The 14,579-nt window shown below is 65.6% G+C and carries 12 protein-coding genes; 8 read left to right on the top strand and 4 right to left on the bottom strand.

Annotated features, from left to right (window positions below; all coding sequences use genetic code 11):
• Positions 1-102: 102 nt before the first annotated feature.
• A complete protein-coding gene (locus tag ACQP2U_RS31000) occupies positions 103-1,158 on the bottom strand; it encodes an alpha/beta hydrolase (RefSeq protein WP_433710704.1) in 1,056 nt (351 codons plus the stop codon).
• Positions 1,159-1,418: 260 nt separating this feature from the next.
• On the opposite strand from ACQP2U_RS31000, the gene mqo reads away from it, so the two are divergent.
• The 6 genes from mqo (at position 1,419) to ACQP2U_RS30970 (ending at position 8,783) form a co-directional block, all read left to right on the top strand.
• On the top strand, positions 1,419-2,921 hold the full coding sequence (gene mqo, locus ACQP2U_RS30995; protein WP_397032205.1) for a malate dehydrogenase (quinone): 1,503 nt from the start codon (positions 1,419-1,421) through the stop codon (positions 2,919-2,921).
• 186 nt (positions 2,922-3,107) lie between these two features.
• Positions 3,108-3,557: a GNAT family N-acetyltransferase gene (locus tag ACQP2U_RS30990; RefSeq protein WP_397032203.1), complete on the top strand. Its 450-nt coding sequence runs from the start codon at positions 3,108-3,110 to the stop codon at positions 3,555-3,557.
• A 184-nt stretch (positions 3,558-3,741) separates the two neighbouring features.
• Entirely contained in the window at positions 3,742-5,862 is a 2,121-nt protein-coding gene (locus tag ACQP2U_RS30985) for a VWA domain-containing protein (protein WP_433716633.1), read from the top strand.
• A 51-nt stretch (positions 5,863-5,913) separates the two neighbouring features.
• Positions 5,914-6,528, top strand: a complete 615-nt coding sequence (gene cobO, locus ACQP2U_RS30980) for a cob(I)yrinic acid a,c-diamide adenosyltransferase (RefSeq protein WP_433710703.1) — start codon at positions 5,914-5,916, stop codon at positions 6,526-6,528.
• Between the two features lie 85 nt (positions 6,529-6,613).
• Complete coding sequence (locus ACQP2U_RS30975) at positions 6,614-8,218, top strand: cobyrinate a,c-diamide synthase (RefSeq protein WP_433710702.1); 1,605 nt, start codon at positions 6,614-6,616, stop codon at positions 8,216-8,218.
• On the top strand, positions 8,205-8,783 hold the full coding sequence (locus ACQP2U_RS30970; protein ID WP_433710701.1) for a cobalamin biosynthesis protein: 579 nt from the start codon (positions 8,205-8,207) through the stop codon (positions 8,781-8,783). The genes ACQP2U_RS30975 and ACQP2U_RS30970 overlap by 14 nt, the downstream gene beginning before the upstream one ends.
• Here the strand turns inward: ACQP2U_RS30970 and ACQP2U_RS30965 are convergent.
• Positions 8,717-9,931 (bottom strand): cytochrome P450 family protein, encoded by a 1,215-nt coding sequence (locus ACQP2U_RS30965; protein WP_433710700.1) that lies wholly within the window; start codon positions 9,929-9,931, stop codon positions 8,717-8,719. The genes ACQP2U_RS30970 and ACQP2U_RS30965 overlap by 67 nt on opposite strands.
• Positions 9,932-10,154: 223 nt before the next feature.
• Between ACQP2U_RS30965 and ACQP2U_RS30960 the strand changes: the two genes are divergently transcribed.
• Positions 10,155-10,547 carry a VOC family protein gene (locus ACQP2U_RS30960; RefSeq protein WP_433710699.1) on the top strand — a complete coding sequence of 131 codons (393 nt, stop codon included), beginning with the start codon at positions 10,155-10,157 and terminating at the stop codon, positions 10,545-10,547.
• Between the two features lie 87 nt (positions 10,548-10,634).
• Here the strand turns inward: ACQP2U_RS30960 and ACQP2U_RS30955 are convergent, their stop codons facing one another.
• Entirely contained in the window at positions 10,635-11,732 is a 1,098-nt protein-coding gene (locus tag ACQP2U_RS30955; protein WP_433710698.1) for a hypothetical protein, read from the bottom strand.
• 2 nt (positions 11,733-11,734) lie between these two features.
• Positions 11,735-12,865 carry a phosphotransferase family protein gene (locus ACQP2U_RS30950; protein WP_433710697.1) on the bottom strand — a complete coding sequence of 377 codons (1,131 nt, stop codon included), beginning with the start codon at positions 12,863-12,865 and terminating at the stop codon, positions 11,735-11,737.
• A gap of 341 nt (positions 12,866-13,206) precedes the next feature.
• Between ACQP2U_RS30950 and ACQP2U_RS30945 the strand changes: the two genes are divergently transcribed.
• Positions 13,207-14,568: a DoxX family protein gene (locus ACQP2U_RS30945; RefSeq protein ID WP_433710696.1), complete on the top strand. Its 1,362-nt coding sequence runs from the start codon at positions 13,207-13,209 to the stop codon at positions 14,566-14,568.
• Positions 14,569-14,579: the final 11 nt, after the last annotated feature.

Below are 14,579 nucleotides of genomic sequence, written 5' to 3'. Positions count from 1 at the left end.
GTGACTGCTTGCAGGTCGCTCGAAATGGGCCGCTAGTGACTGCTTGCAGGTCGCTCGAAATGGGCCGCTAGTGACTGCTTGCAGGTCGCTCGAAATGGGCCGCTAGCGACTGCTTGCAGGTCGCTCGAAATGGTCAGCCAACCAGTCCAGCCAGCTGTCGAGTTCGGCGAAGGCCTTGGCCAGCGGTTCGGCCGAGGACAGGAAGACATCGTGGCGCGCGCCGTCGATCGGGACGATATTGGTCCGATCACCCAGACAGCCCGACCAGCGCTGAATCTGGCGCACATCGAGCACCGCATCCGCCACATCGACGGCCGGACCGTATCTGCGCGCGAATTTCGTGATGCGCGAACGCAGAATCAACGCGGGCACGCCGACCGACAGGCCCGACTGCAGCTTGGCATGCCCATTGCGGATTGCACGTAACCAGCCCAAGCGGACCGGGAAGCCCGCCAGCGGTTTCCAATCCAGGTTGTAATGCCATTCGCCCGCGACGCTGTAGTGCAGGCTGTCGCCGTAGGAGCTGATCTTGGCGCCGGGTAGTTCGAACATCGACCGGAACCGGCCGAGCAACTTGATCGCCGGGGTGCCGATGGTCCGGTAGTACGTGGGGCCCTGCAGGTCGAACCAGGGACTGTTGAGCACCAGACCGACGATTCCCGATTCGGCCGTGCCCTTGGTCTTGTTGAGCCGGTCCAGCCAGAGCGGCACGATGAGTCCGCCGGTCGAATGCGCGACCAGCAGCACGTTATCGCCCGCCTCTTCCTGGACGATGCGCAGCGACTCGTTCAGTTCGGCGTCGTAGAGCGCCAGATCGGTGACGTAGTGCGGCGTCTGGCCGTCGCGCAGCGAACGACCACACTTGCGCAGATCCAGCGCGTAGAAGCGATGCCCGCGCCCGGCGAAGTGTTCGGCCAGATGCTGCTGGAAGAAATAGTCGGTGAAACCGTGTACGTACAGCACCGCGGGCTCGGTCGCGGCGGCCCCGGTGTCGGGGGTGTAGCGAACGAGGGTCGCCACGGCCTCACCCTCACCATCGGGGTCCGGGCCGAGCGGCAGCGTGCGCTGTTCGTAGCCCGCGCCGAGGACATCGGGCTGCCACCGCTCGGCCGCCAGAGCGGTGATATCGGACACGCTGAGCGAGGCTTCATTCGTCACAACGATCAATGTAGGCGACGTCAGCGCCGTTTCGAAGATCGAAGCCCGGAAGGAATCTACGTCACATTCGTCAGGTTCGTTGCCGGGCTTCGAACAGGTGAGGTGCACAATTGGGCTAGGTGAACGGCGGGTAACCTACACCCCGCCGAGTCACGCAGGACTCGCAACAACCACATAGCGCCCGTGCCCAGCAGGCCCACCGTGGGGGTGGGCGTGCGCAGAAGGACAAGGAAGTCGATCTACCCGTGCCGAACGCTGCCATGACTGAAAAGACCGATGTAGTACTCATCGGTGCCGGCATCATGAGTGCCACTCTCGGCGCACTGCTTCGGCAGCTGCAGCCGGAATGGTCGATCTCTCTATTCGAGCGGCTGGACGCGGCCGCCGCTGAGAGCAGCGATCCGTGGAACAATGCGGGCACCGGACACTCCGCACTGTGCGAGCTGAACTACAGCCCGCAGAATCCGGACGGTTCGGTCGATATCAGCAAGGCCATCGATATCAATGAGCGGTTCCAGGTCTCGCGCCAGTTCTGGTCCTATGGCGTGGAGAACGGCATCCTCGGCGATCCCTCCGCCTTCATCAACCCCATCCCGCACGTCAGCTTCGTGCACGGTGCGGACAACGTCGACTACCTGCGAAAGCGGTACGAGGCGTTGTCGCGGCATCCGCTGTTCTCGACGATGGAATACATCGACAGCCCCGACGAATTCGCCAAGCGGCTGCCGCTGATGGCCAGGGGTCGCGACTTCTCCGATCCGATCGCGCTGAACTGGACCAACGAGGGTACCGATATCGACTTCGGTTCGCTCACCAGCGAACTGCTTGCCTACCTCGGCCGCTCCGGTGTCGATCTTGCCTTCGGTAACGAGGTGCGCAATCTGACCAAGCAGTCCGACGGTTCCTGGCTGGTCAGGGTGCGCAACCTGCGTACTCGCCAAACCCGAACGCTCATCAGCAAATTCGTCTTCGTCGGCGCCGGTGGCGGTGCGCTGCCGCTGCTGCAGAAGGCGGGCATCAAGGAGGCCAAGGGTTTCGGTGGCTTCCCGATCAGTGGTCAGTTCATCCGCTGCACCAACCCGGATCTGATCTACAAGCACGAGGCCAAGGTCTACGGCAAGGCGGCCGTCGGCGCGCCGCCGATGTCGGTGCCGCACTTGGACACTCGCATTATCAAGGGTCGTCCCGGCCTGCTGTTCGGCCCGTACGCCGGATGGACGCCGAAGTTCCTCAAGGATGGTAAGAACACCGATCTGTTCAAGTCGGTCAAGCCGAACAATATCTTCTCCCTGCTCGGCGTCGGCGTCACCGAACTCGGCCTGACCAAGTACCTGATCAGCGAGCTGCTCAAGTCCGAGGCGGGCAAGGTGGCCACACTGGAGGAGTTCATTCCGCGCGCGGATGGGCACGACTGGGAGCTGATCACCGCGGGGCAGCGCGTACAGGTCATCCGGCGCAAGGGCGCGGGCGGTGTGCTCGAGTTCGGCACGGCGGTTATCGCCGCCGAAGACGGCACCATTGCGGGTCTGCTCGGCGCGTCGCCCGGCGCGTCGACGTGTGTGAGCGCCATGATCGACGTGCTGCAGCGCTGCTTCCCGAGTGAGTACGCCGATTGGTCGCCCAAGCTGAAGGAAATGGTGCCTTCGCTCGGCGTGAAGCTCTCGGAGAACCAGGCGCTGTTCCAGGAAGTCTGGGATTGGTCGACTAAAACGCTGAACCTGAACGGTGTGTCGGACAACACGCGAAAGCACACCGCGGTGTGAGCGGCGGGGTCCGGAGGCGGTAGTTCGCGTAACCACGCAGGGCCCGTGAACATCGCGAATCGGGCACCGCGCGGTGCTGAGCGACGGGCCGGGAAGCGGTGGTTCGCGTGAACACGCAGGGCCCCGCGACATCGCAAATTGGACACAGCGGTCGCGCCGAACGCGCAGTTGTGATAGCAAGACGCGATGATGTCAACGGTTGCACTCAAACGGTCCTGGGCGCTCGATCTCGACACCGCCACCCTTTATCAGCTGTTGAAGCTTCGCGTGGAAGTCTTTGTCGTCGAGCAGAAGTGCGCGTACCCGGAGTTGGACGGCCTCGACCTGCTGCCGGAGACGCGCCATTTCTGGCTCGATGACGAGGGCGAGATCATCTCGACGCTGCGGCTGACCGAGGAGCACGAGAACGGTGTGAAGTCGTTCCGTATCGGCCGGTTGTGCACCTCGCCTCCGGCGCGCGGGCACGGCTACACCACCCGGCTGGTGCAGGCCGCGCTCGCCGAGGCGGGTTCGGCGACCGTGCGCCTGAGTGCCCAGACCTATCTGGTCGACATGTACGCGAAATTCGGCTTCAAGCCCGATGGCGACGAGTTCGAAGAAGACGGCATCATGCACCTGCCCATGCGTAAGGGCTGAGCACCGGCGCTCTTCGAGCGGTCGCATAGGTCGTGGCTAGATAGGGCGTGGCTTGTGCGAGGTTGTCGCTGGGTATGCGAGACGTCGCCCAGTTGCGGGGCGGTGGAGGGCGCTGTTCGGCGGCGCGAATAGAGTTTGGGGCGTGTCATTGCCCCGAACCGAAAACGCGCCGCATACCCCTTCGCTGACCGGGACGCGTCCCGGTGCCGATGGTGACGCGGGCTTTCCGTTCTCGGCGGTGGTGGGGCAGGAGCGGTTGCAGCTGGCATTGATCCTGTGTGCGGTGCATCCCGGGATCGGCGGCGTATTGGTGCGCGGGGAGAAAGGGACCGCGAAATCGACCGTGGTGCGGGCGCTTGCGCAATTGCTGCCGCCCATTGTCGATGAGACGGGTGCCCGGCCCGCTCGGCTGGTCGAGTTGCCGGTGGGGGCCACTGAAGACCGGGTGGTCGGTTCTTTGGATCTGGAGCGCGTGTTGCGCGATGGTGAGCATGCGTTCCGGCCCGGACTGTTGGCGGCCGCGCATCACGGCGTGCTCTATGTCGACGAGGTGAATCTGCTGCACGACCACCTGGTGGACGTGCTGCTCGATGCCGCCGCGATGGGTCGGGTGCATATCGAGCGTGATGGGGTTTCGCATTCGCATCCGGCACGGTTCGTGCTGGTCGGCACCATGAATCCCGAGGAGGGTGAGCTGCGCCCGCAGCTACTCGACCGATTCGGGCTCACCGTCGATGTCGCGGCCTCACGGAATGTGGACGTGCGGATGTCGGTGGTGCGGCGTCGGCTGGACTACGAGGCGGACCCGGCCGGATTCGCCGCGCGCTATGCCGCGGCCGACCGGGAGGTGGCCGAACGGATTCTGACCGCCCGCGAGCGGGTCGCATCCGTCGCCCTCGATGATGTGGAGTTGCGGCGAATCGCCGCGCTGTGTGCGTCATTCGATGTGGACGGGATGCGAGCCGATCTGGTGGTGGCCAGGACCGCGACTGCTCATGCGGCCTGGCGTGGGGCGGATGCCGTGGCCGAGGCGGATGTGCGGGTTGCGGCCGAGTTGGCGCTGCCGCATCGACGGCGGCGGGATCCGTTCGATGAGCCGGGGATCAGTGAAGCGCAGCTGGACGAGGCGATGCGTGCTGCGGGGGAAGAGGCGGAAAAGCCCAGTGAGCGTGCGGAATTGGAGCAGGGCGGGGATCTGGACGGCGGTCGTTCGGACGATGGTGGTTCGCGTGGTCTGGACAGTGGCCCCAGCGGTGCCGATGACGCCGGCGCCGATGGCGGTTCGGATAGTGCGTTGAACAAGGCGGACGATCCGGACGGTGGTCCCAGCAATTTTGGCCCGGATGATCGAGGCCCAGAAGATGATCCAGACGGCGGTCCCGGCAACGGCGGTTCAGGCGCTCCTGACCCCGACAACGGCGGTCCGGATGCGCCGGGCGGCGGGCAGTCACCGTCCGCGCGCGAGGGTCGTATCGGCGCACCGGCGACATCCGTTGTGACACCGCCTCGTTGGGAAGTACTGGGCGTCGGCGAGGGCGCGGCGGGCCGCCGCTCGCGCGCGCAGACCAGGCAGGGACGCATGGTGCGCTCCAGTACCGATACTTCCGGCGGCCTGCATCTGCTCGGCACCGTATTCGCCGCCGCACCGCACCAGCATGCCCGCGGCCGAGCCGAAGGACCGTTGAAGTTGGCCGCCGATGATCTGCGCGGTGCGTATCGCGAAGGGCGCGAAGGCAACCTGGTGGTGTTCGTGGTCGATGCCTCGGGATCCATGGCAGCGCGCGACCGTCTCTCGGCGGTTACCGGCGCGGTCGTCGCTTTGCTGCGCGATGCCTACCAGCGGCGGGACAAGGTCGCCGTGATCACTGTGCGCGGTCGAGAAGCCGAACTCGTCTTGCCACCGACCTCCTCGGTGGATATCGCGGTGCGACGCCTGTCCGGTATCCGCACCGGCGGCAAAACTCCGCTCGCCGCAGGTCTTTTGAAGGCCCGCGAGGTCGTGCACCGCGAGCGCGTCCGCGATCCGCGCCGCCGCCCGATGCTGGTCCTGCTCACCGACGGCCGCGCCACCGGCGGCGTCGATCCGGTGCCGCGCGCCCGCGCCGCCGCGAACCTGCTTGCCGCCGAGGCCATCACCTCGATGGTCGTGGACTGTGAACGCGGCATGATCCGCCTCGGCCTCGCCGCCGACCTGGCCCGTACCCTTCGTGCCGGTTACCTCCAACTGGCCGAACTGACCGGTGACTCGGTCGCCGCCGTCGTCCGCGCCGGGTCCGGCCGCCCCGGCTCGACGCGAGCCGCATGATCGTGGCGGGCGTTGTGGACGTTCTGATCAATGGGCTATCAAGGAGTTTCGATGCCTAAGGGTGTGCCGGAGACGGTTCCGGATGATGGGCTGACGACGCGGCAGCGGCGGAATCTGCCGGTGGTTGCGGTGCATACCGGGCCGGGCAAGGGGAAGTCGACGGCTGCGTTCGGGATGGCGTTGCGCGCATGGAATCAGGGCTTCGATATTGCGGTATTCCAGTTCGTCAAGAGTGCCAAGTGGAAGGTGGGGGAAGAGGCGGCTTTTCGTACGCTCGGTCGTCTGCACGAGGAGACCGGTGTCGGCGGGCCGGTTGAATGGCACAAGATGGGCGAGGGATGGTCGTGGACCCGTAAACAGGGCACCGATGAGGACCACGCTGCCGCTGCACTGGCCGGTTGGCGCGAGATCGCGCGCAGGCTTCAGACCGAACAGCACCGCTTCTACGTCCTCGACGAATTCACTTACCCGCTCAAATGGGGTTGGGTCGATGTCGACGAGGTCGTCGAAACCCTCCGCGACCGCCCCGGCAACCAACACGTGGTCATCACCGGCCGCGATGCCCCCCCGGCACTCCTGAGTGCCGCCGACCTCGTCACCGAAATGACGAAAGTCAAACACCCCATGGACGCGGGTCGCAAAGGCCAACGAGGCATCGAATGGTGACCTCACCGCTCGGGAAGGCGTTGGTAGGGGGCGGCACTCGACGTTTGCCTGCACCAGTGCATCACTCGATCTACCGGAACCTGTCGTGAGCACAGGACAGGTTCCGGCGGTGGTGATCGCCGCGCCCGCTTCGGGCAGTGGGAAGACGACGTTGGCGACCGGTTTGATCGGGGCGCTGCGGCGGGCGGGACATCGGGTGGCGCCGTTCAAGGTGGGCCCGGACTACATCGATCCGGGATATCACGGGCTGGCGGCGGGGCGGCCCGGTCGCAATCTCGATCCGGTGCTCGTCGGTGCGGAACGTGTTGTCCCGCTGTACCGCCACGGTGCCGAAGGGTGTGATCTGGCTGTGGTCGAGGGCGTGATGGGCCTGTTCGACGGCCGCATCGATGCGAACCATGCCGCACCGATCGCCGAGGGCTCCACCGCACAGGTAGCTGGAATACTGGGTGCCCCAGTGATTTTGGTGGTCGATGCGCGCGGCCACAGTCAGAGCCTTGCCGCCCTCCTGCACGGTTTCGCTACCTTCGATACCGCGATCCGCCTGGGCGGCGTCATCCTGAACCGAGTCGGCAGCGAACGCCACGACCAGGTACTACGTGCCGCCTGCGACCGAGTCGGCCTCCCGGTCCTCGGATCACTACCACGAATGGCCGAACTCGAGGTTCCGTCCCGCCATCTCGGCCTCATCCCCGCCGTCGAACACGGCCACGCCGCCACCGCCGCCGTCGAAGCGATGACCGAGCTCGTGGCCGCCCACGTCGACCTTCCCACCGTCGCCCGCCTCGCCCGCTCGACCACAACCGCCCCAGCCTGGGATCCGGTAACCGCGATCCGCGAATCCGAAGACTCGAACGCTGCGGCCGCGCCGAGCGTAGACGAAACGACCGCTGTAGACGTGACCAGCGCGCTTGCCGCGAGTCATTCGAATGCCCAGGCTCCCAATGGCACTGCCGTCGGGCCTGCTGCGCGAGGCGGTGCGGCGGCGAGTGCAGTCGCAGCACGCGCGAGTCGTGCGACGCCGACATCCACACGCGGCCAGGGTGCGGCCACCGGGGCTTGGCTCGATCCCGTGATCGCGATGGCTGGCGGCCCTGCGTTCACGTTCGGGTATGCCGAGCATAGGGAACTGCTGGAGGCCGCGGGCGCACGGGTTGTGGTCTTCGACCCGATGCGCGACGAACTTCCCACGGGGACAGCCGCTCTGGTACTACCCGGTGGGTTTCCAGAGGAGCATGCGGCGGCATTGGCGGCCAATGATCGGCTGTTGGCGCAGGTCGCCGAGCAGGCCGGAATGGGCCTTCCGGTGCATGCCGAATGTGCCGGACTGCTGTATCTCTGCCGCTCGCTGGATGGCCATCCGATGGCCGGTGTGGTCGATGCGACAGCTGAATTCGGCCCCCGCCTGACCCTCGGCTATCGAGATGCCGTGGCACTGGCCGATTCCGCCCTGTGGCGCACGGGAGAACGGGTACGCGGCCACGAATTCCACCGCACCCGCATCGTCACAACCGGCACTGACACTCCCGCCTGGGGTTGGCATACCGCAGGTGAACGCATCCGCGAGGGCGCTCTCATCCACCACGTTCACGCCTCCTACCTGCACACCCATCCGGCCGGAAACCCCAGAGCAACATGTCGTTTCGTTGCGGCAGCGGCCGACTACGCCCGTATCCGTGCAACCGCCTGAGAGCCCTGGGCCGGGTCCCGCGGCACCGGTGTTACGGCCTGACTCGCTTGCGGCTCAGCTCGACCGGGGAGCAGATCCGCACGGCCCGGTGGCGCCGCCGTTCGATGCCAAGGCAGCGCCAGCGGGCTATCCGCGTGCACCCGAATTGGCAGTTGGCCTCGGATTTCGACCCGGCACATCGAGCGAACGAATTCTCGATGCGCTGCGAGAAGTACTGGGCGACAGGCCTATTGCCTGTCTCGCGACCATCGATCGACGTGTCGAGGAACTCGGTGCTGCCGCCGACCGCCTCGGCGTCTCGATCCGCACCTTCACCGCGGCCGAACTCGCACGGGTCGAGGTACCGAATCCCTCCTCACGCACCCAGGACGCTCTCGGCACCGCCAGCGTCGCCGAGGCCGCCGCGCTACTGGCCGCCGACGGTCCGCTTGTAATACCCAAGCGGACCGTCGACGGAATAGTGATCGCAGCCGCTGATCACCACTGCCGTAACGAGAGTCAGGACACCTTTCCCAATTCGATCGGCAGCGACAACGGGCCGACGGTGAAGAACGACGGCGAGTAGGGAATCTCGTCCGGGGCGATGGTCAGCCGCAGGTCAGGCAGTCGTCCGTAGAGCGAAGCGAGGGCGAGTCGGCTCTCCAGTCGGGCCAGCGGTGCACCGATGCAGTAGCGCGGTCCGTGCCCGAAGCCGAGATGTCCGGTCTGCTCGCGGGTGAGGTCGAATTGGTTCGCGGTCTCGCCGTACTGCTCCGGATCGATTCCGGTCGCCTGATAGACCACACCGACCGCGCTCCCCTTGGGAATGGGCACACCCGCGATCGTCACATCGGTCAGCGTGAACCGGTAGCTGGTCATCATGACCGAGTGGCGGTACCGCAACGTCTCCTCGACCACGTCGGCCCAACGATCTTCGGCCTTGGCCAAGGCGAGCTGATCGGGATTCCGATGCAGTGCGACAACGGCGTGACCGAGCAAATGCACTGTGGTCTCGTGACCGGCGATCAGCATCAGCCAGAGCACGCCGACCAATTCATCGGTGGTGAGCCGATCACCCGCATCGCGTGCCTGCACCAGATCCGAGGTCAGGTCGTCGCCGGGTTCCTGCTGCTTGCGCTGCACCAGTTCGTGCAGGAATGCCCCGAGTTCGTTCTGGGTCGCGAATGCCACCTCGGGCGGGGTGGTGTGCGCCAACAGGGTGGAGGTCCATTTCCGCAGCCGTGGCCGGTCCGCTTCGGCAACGCCGAACAATTCGGCGATGACCGCCATCGGCAGTGCGTCGGTGAAGTTGGGCACCAGGTCCACCCCGTCGCCCGCCGCGATCACCTCGTCCAGCAGTCCATCGATGATCTCCTGGACGCGTGGCTCCATCGCCTGCACGCGCCGAGGCGTGAACCCCTTGCTGACCAGACCACGCAACCGACGGTGATCCTCGCCATCCTTCGTCGCCAGGTGGTCGCCTTGGACGATGGCGCGCAGCGGCCAGTCCTCGGGGATCGAGCCGTCGTAGAGCGCGGGCCAATGCTTCGGGTCTCTGGCGAAGGTCTTGTTGTCACCGGCGAGGATCTCCGCAACGGCTTTGTGCGTCAAGGCCAAATACGCGGGCACACCGCCCGGGAATTCCACTTCGACCACCGGAGCGGTCTGCTGTAGCCGGATGCAGGTGTCGAGCGGGCTTTCGTCGGCTGCGGGGAATGCGGGAAGACTTGTCATGATGACCCCTCGGGCGGTGCCGACCCGTTGGCACGGGTATGGACGATCGGTCGCGTCTGCGACCAGACAAAGCTTCCGGCGAATCATCCTGTTCAGCAGGATGTTTCGCCGGTTGCGGCATCGTGCCAGGCATCCGGCGCGCCCGCCAGCATGACATTTCTCAACCGGGGGAAGCCGATCGAATCCGCGCCGATCCCGTGCACCGGCGTGGTTTAGTGGGCTGATGGAGATCCGAGGTATCGACAATGTGCTGGTTCCGGTCGGTGACCTGGATGCCGCGGTGTCGTTCTACGGTGCCGTCCTGGGTCTGGCGGTGAAGTTCACGCTGCCGGAGCAGGGGATTGCGGTATTCGATATCGGGGGTGAGGTGGCCGGTGTGATGGCTCGCGTGGATCCGCGGGCGGGGGAGGCCGGGCTGTCCGGAATGCGGCTGTGGTTGGAAGTGCCGGATGCGTTGGTGGCGACGGCCGAGCTCGAAGGGCGCGGCGTGCAGGTGGTCAGCGCGCCGTTCGAGGTCGGAACCGGTTGGAGCGTAGAGGTTTGCGATCCGTGGGGGAATGTGATCGGGCTGACCGACTACCTGAAACGTCCCGAACTGGCTCGCCCGACGAGCTGAAACCGTTGTGCCCTTCGGCCCCGCACGCTGTGTCATTGTCGCTACGGGCGCGGGTGGGCACGTACGAGCACGCGCCCACCGAAAACCCTACGGCGCGACCGAACCCCAGTCTGCGAACCCGGTTGGATCGTGGCGCCCGAGACTCCCGTGTTCGAACAGGCCCCACCCCTCGGAATCCCCGCAACGTGCGTGCGCGACATGGTCGATGACCCCGAACGGAATGCGCCCCGCGATGGCCGGATCGCTGAGGTCGTAACTGCTGCTCGAGGTCCAGTCGCGCCCCATCCATCGACCGTGCAACCAGTCCGGATCCCCGCCGTAGCCGCAGCCGACGTGCAGCGGGATATTGGTGACGGTCCGGACCTCGACCTCGACCGGCTTACCGTCGGGGGTGGTCAGTTCCAGCCGGGCTCCGATGGGATGACGTGTGCCGGACCGGTATTCGATGTGATAGCGCGGCCAGCCAAGCTGTTCGGTGCGGCCGTCGGGGAAGATGCGCACGGCGTCGTTGAGGGTGCGCTTGCCGTCGGGCTCCTCCTGCAGGATCAGCACGATGGCGAAATCGTCGAAGCGCAGCGGCACGTACATCCACCAGAATCCGCCGGACGGTTCGGCGGCGGCCCGGCCCGGCGGCTCGGGTTCGCCGACCGGGCGGATGCCCCAGGAGCGATCCCTCGTGCCCATCCAGACGGCCGGGTCGACCGTGAGGTCGGCGCCGTCGACGTGCAGCGTCCCCTCCCAGGAGCCGACCTGTGCGAACCGGGTCGCCTGGATGATCGGGCGGTTGCCGTTGAGGATCAGATGCGGTTGTTCCTCGACGGCGGGGAACGATCCGTGCCAGGTGAGGTCGAAGCCGAGGTCATCGTGCTCGCAGATCACTCGGATCCGCTGCAGGGGCTCCTGCACCTCGATGCGGTAGCCGCCGACGCGCAGGTCGACGCCGCGATCGCCGAGCGCGTCGGAGAAGCGGACCGCGCGCTGGATATCACCGCGCCGGACGCAGGCATATGCGTCGATCACCCCGAGGTTCGGATACACCCCGCCGCCGGTGACGAAGAAGGTGCCGCCGTCGCGGTCGTGACCATTGAAATAGTTTCTGTCGTAGAAGTTCCGGTCGCTGCTGGCGACTCGGGACATGGACAGGTGGGTTTGGTGGATCGGGTATTCGTCGAGGGGGGAAGGCATCGTCAATCCCATTCGTAGGTTCCGTCGAGCAGCGCCTCGAGGCTTGCTCGGTGCATCACGTAGTCGTCGCGGTCCGGGGTGTCGGTGTCCTCGCCGAAGTGGATCATCCGACGCTTGACCCTGGCCATCACAATCGCGTGCCGCAGCGCGGCGTACACGATGTAGAAGTCGAGGTCGCGAACCGAATATCCGGTGAGCTCTTCGTATTTCGCGACGACATCGGCGCGGCGCAGGAAGTCCGGCAGTCCGGGCTGGTCGAAGCGGGTGGCAAGGTCCTGGAAGAAGCGGTGAATGAAGATCACCCAGGCGATATCCAGTTCGCGCGGGCCGAGCCCGGCCATCTCCCAATCGAGTACACCGACCGGGGTGAAGCCGTCGTACAGGATGTTGCCCGGTCGCGAATCGCCCCAACTCAGCACGTCCGGACCGGGATCGGCGGGCCAGTGCGCGTCGAGCCAGTCGAAGGTCCGCTCGATCAGGGGAATCGAATAGCCGTCATCGGCCAATGCCCAGCGGTACCAGTTGCGGTGCCACTCGACATGTCGGCGCAGCGCTTGCCCCGGACCGTCCAGCATCGGGAATCGCTGTGCCGGATCCGGGATTTCGTGTACCTTCGCAATGACCTCGACGGTCTTCGCGGTCAGTTCGGCCCGCTGCTCGGGACTCGCGTCGAATAGCCAGCCGATGAACACATACGGCGGATTGTCCGAAGGCACCCGACCCTCGATCCGGCGCATCACGAAAAACTTTGTGCCGAGCGGTTTGTCGTCGGTTTCCAGCCAGCACAGTTCGGGGACGGGCACCGCAGCGGCGGCCGCGACCCCGGCCATGATCTGGTACTGCAGCTCCAGGTCGTAGTTTTCGAAGACCGGGAAGGAATCGGCCTCCGGTGTCATCCTGGCCACGAACGAACCGCCGTCGGCGCGCCCGTCCACACTCCATTGCGCATCGAACAGCACCGTCGGACTCGACATACCCGCCCCCTGCGGCCGCGACAGCGCCGAAATCCTGGGCGGGTGGTCCGCGTGGACCTTGCCGCCCAGCCACCGGGACAGGTCCTCGGCGAAGGTGTCGAGGTCCCGCGCGCTGACGGTCAGCTGCCGTCGCGCGGTGGGATCGGGATCGTCGGCCATTCTTTGTCCTCCTGACGGATGTGCCTGCGGAAACTGTAACGCGTTCTAGTCGGTGCTTACCGCAGAAATTCGAAGAAATCGAGCGACCCTCACTAGGTGATATTCGGTATTGACAATCCGCTGCACCAGGTGGAGGTCATACTTCGGGCGGAGTCGCGTACGCCGACAGGTGGGGGTGGGAATCGGGGTTTTCCTGGAAGCGGTCGAGTTCCCGCGCCGATACCGTCGGTTGACCTGGAGTCGTGAGAGGGAGGGACTGGCGTGAGCGAGCGCTTGCGAGTGAACCATCGGCGCAGGGTGTCTTCGCGCACGACGGAATCGAGCGTCGGCGAGGCGCAGTCGTGAGCGCGGCCGGTACAGCGGTTCTCGATCGGGAAGACAGCGTCACACCGCCCGAGCCGACGGCCCGGTGGAATCCGTTGACCAGGATCGCGTTTCGGTTCTCCTTCGTCTATTTCGGCCTGTTCTGTCTACTGTTCACCCAGATTCCGTTCGCCTTCGCCGGGTTGCTCGCCGAATCGCTGCCCGACGATGCGGTGCTCTGGGAATTTCGCGCCTTGCGTCCGATAATCGAACCGGCCGGACGACTGTTCTTCGATACCGATGTCGTGCTGCGCGAGGATTCGGGCAGCGGCGATCAATACTTCATCTGGACATTCGTCTTCTGCGTACTGATCGCCGCCGCGGTGGCGACCCTCGCCTGGACAGCGCTGGACCGGCGCAGACCGAACTATCGGCGGCTACAGGCCTGGTTCCTGCTCCTCATCCGGATGTGCCTGGGCGGGCAGATGCTGCTCTACGGATTCGCCAAGGCGATTCCGACGCAGATGCCGGAGCCGACGCTGGCCGAACTGCTGCAGCCCTACGGTGCATTCAGCCCCGCTTCGGTGCTGTGGAATCAGGTCGGAAGTTCACCCCCCTACGAAATTCTGCTCGGCTGCGCTGAACTGCTCGGCGGACTGCTGCTGTTTCTGCCGAGGACCGCGACGGTCGGCGCCATGCTGAGCCTGGTGAGCCTGGCGCAGGTGTTCGTGCTCAATATGACCTTCGACGTGCCGGTCAAGATCCTGGCCTTCCACCTCATGCTGCTGAGCATGGTGCTGCTCGCACCGCAGGCGCGGCGGTTGGCGAATGTGCTGGTGCTGAATCGGCCGTCCGAACCCGCCACGCAGCCGGATCCATTCCGCGGCAACCGAACTCGCCGGATCGCGATCGCTCTGCAAGTCGTCCTGGCGGTGTGGATGGCATCGGGTTTCGTGCACACCGGCCTGAAGTACTGGAACGAGGGCGGCGGTGGCAGCCCGAAGCCGCCGCTGTACGGGATCTGGACGGTATCGGAATTCACCCAGGACGGTGTACCGGTGCCGCCGCTGACCACTGATCGAACTCGTTGGCAGCGTGTTGTTTTCGATGTGCCGGGAATGACCTACCAGAAGATGGACGGCAGCCTTGTACCCGCCGTTCCCACTGTGGATACCGCCGCCCACAAGATCTCGATATCCGCACCGCCGGAGCGGCCGGACGCGCAACCCACCCACATCGCCGACTTCACCTTCGAACAGCCAGCGCCCGACCGTCTGACGCTCAGCGGGCAGTTGAACGGCCGGCCGGTGACCATCACCTTGCTGCATGTCGATCCGAACAGCTTCCCGCTGCGCGGCCGTGGGTTCAACTGGGTGCAGGACTATCCATACTTCCGCTGAACCCCTTGTCC

It is taken from the genome of Nocardia sp. CA-084685 (genome assembly GCF_050955785.1).
Classification (GTDB): domain Bacteria; phylum Actinomycetota; class Actinomycetes; order Mycobacteriales; family Mycobacteriaceae; genus Nocardia.
Note: the sequence above shows the minus strand (reverse complement) of the source record. Positions and strands in the feature narration are given on the sequence as shown.

Coding starts and splice junctions, on each gene's coding strand:
- cobO (WP_433710703.1), top strand. CDS start 5,914: ATGCCTAAGGGTGTGCCGGAGACGGTTCCGGATGATGGGCTGACGACG.
- ACQP2U_RS30965 (WP_433710700.1), bottom strand. CDS start 9,931: ATGACAAGTCTTCCCGCATTCCCCGCAGCCGACGAAAGCCCGCTCGAC.
- mqo (WP_397032205.1), top strand. CDS start 1,419: ATGACTGAAAAGACCGATGTAGTACTCATCGGTGCCGGCATCATGAGT.
- ACQP2U_RS30950 (WP_433710697.1), bottom strand. CDS start 12,865: ATGGCCGACGATCCCGATCCCACCGCGCGACGGCAGCTGACCGTCAGC.
- ACQP2U_RS30955 (WP_433710698.1), bottom strand. CDS start 11,732: ATGCCTTCCCCCCTCGACGAATACCCGATCCACCAAACCCACCTGTCC.
- ACQP2U_RS30960 (WP_433710699.1), top strand. CDS start 10,155: ATGGAGATCCGAGGTATCGACAATGTGCTGGTTCCGGTCGGTGACCTG.
- ACQP2U_RS30990 (WP_397032203.1), top strand. CDS start 3,108: ATGATGTCAACGGTTGCACTCAAACGGTCCTGGGCGCTCGATCTCGAC.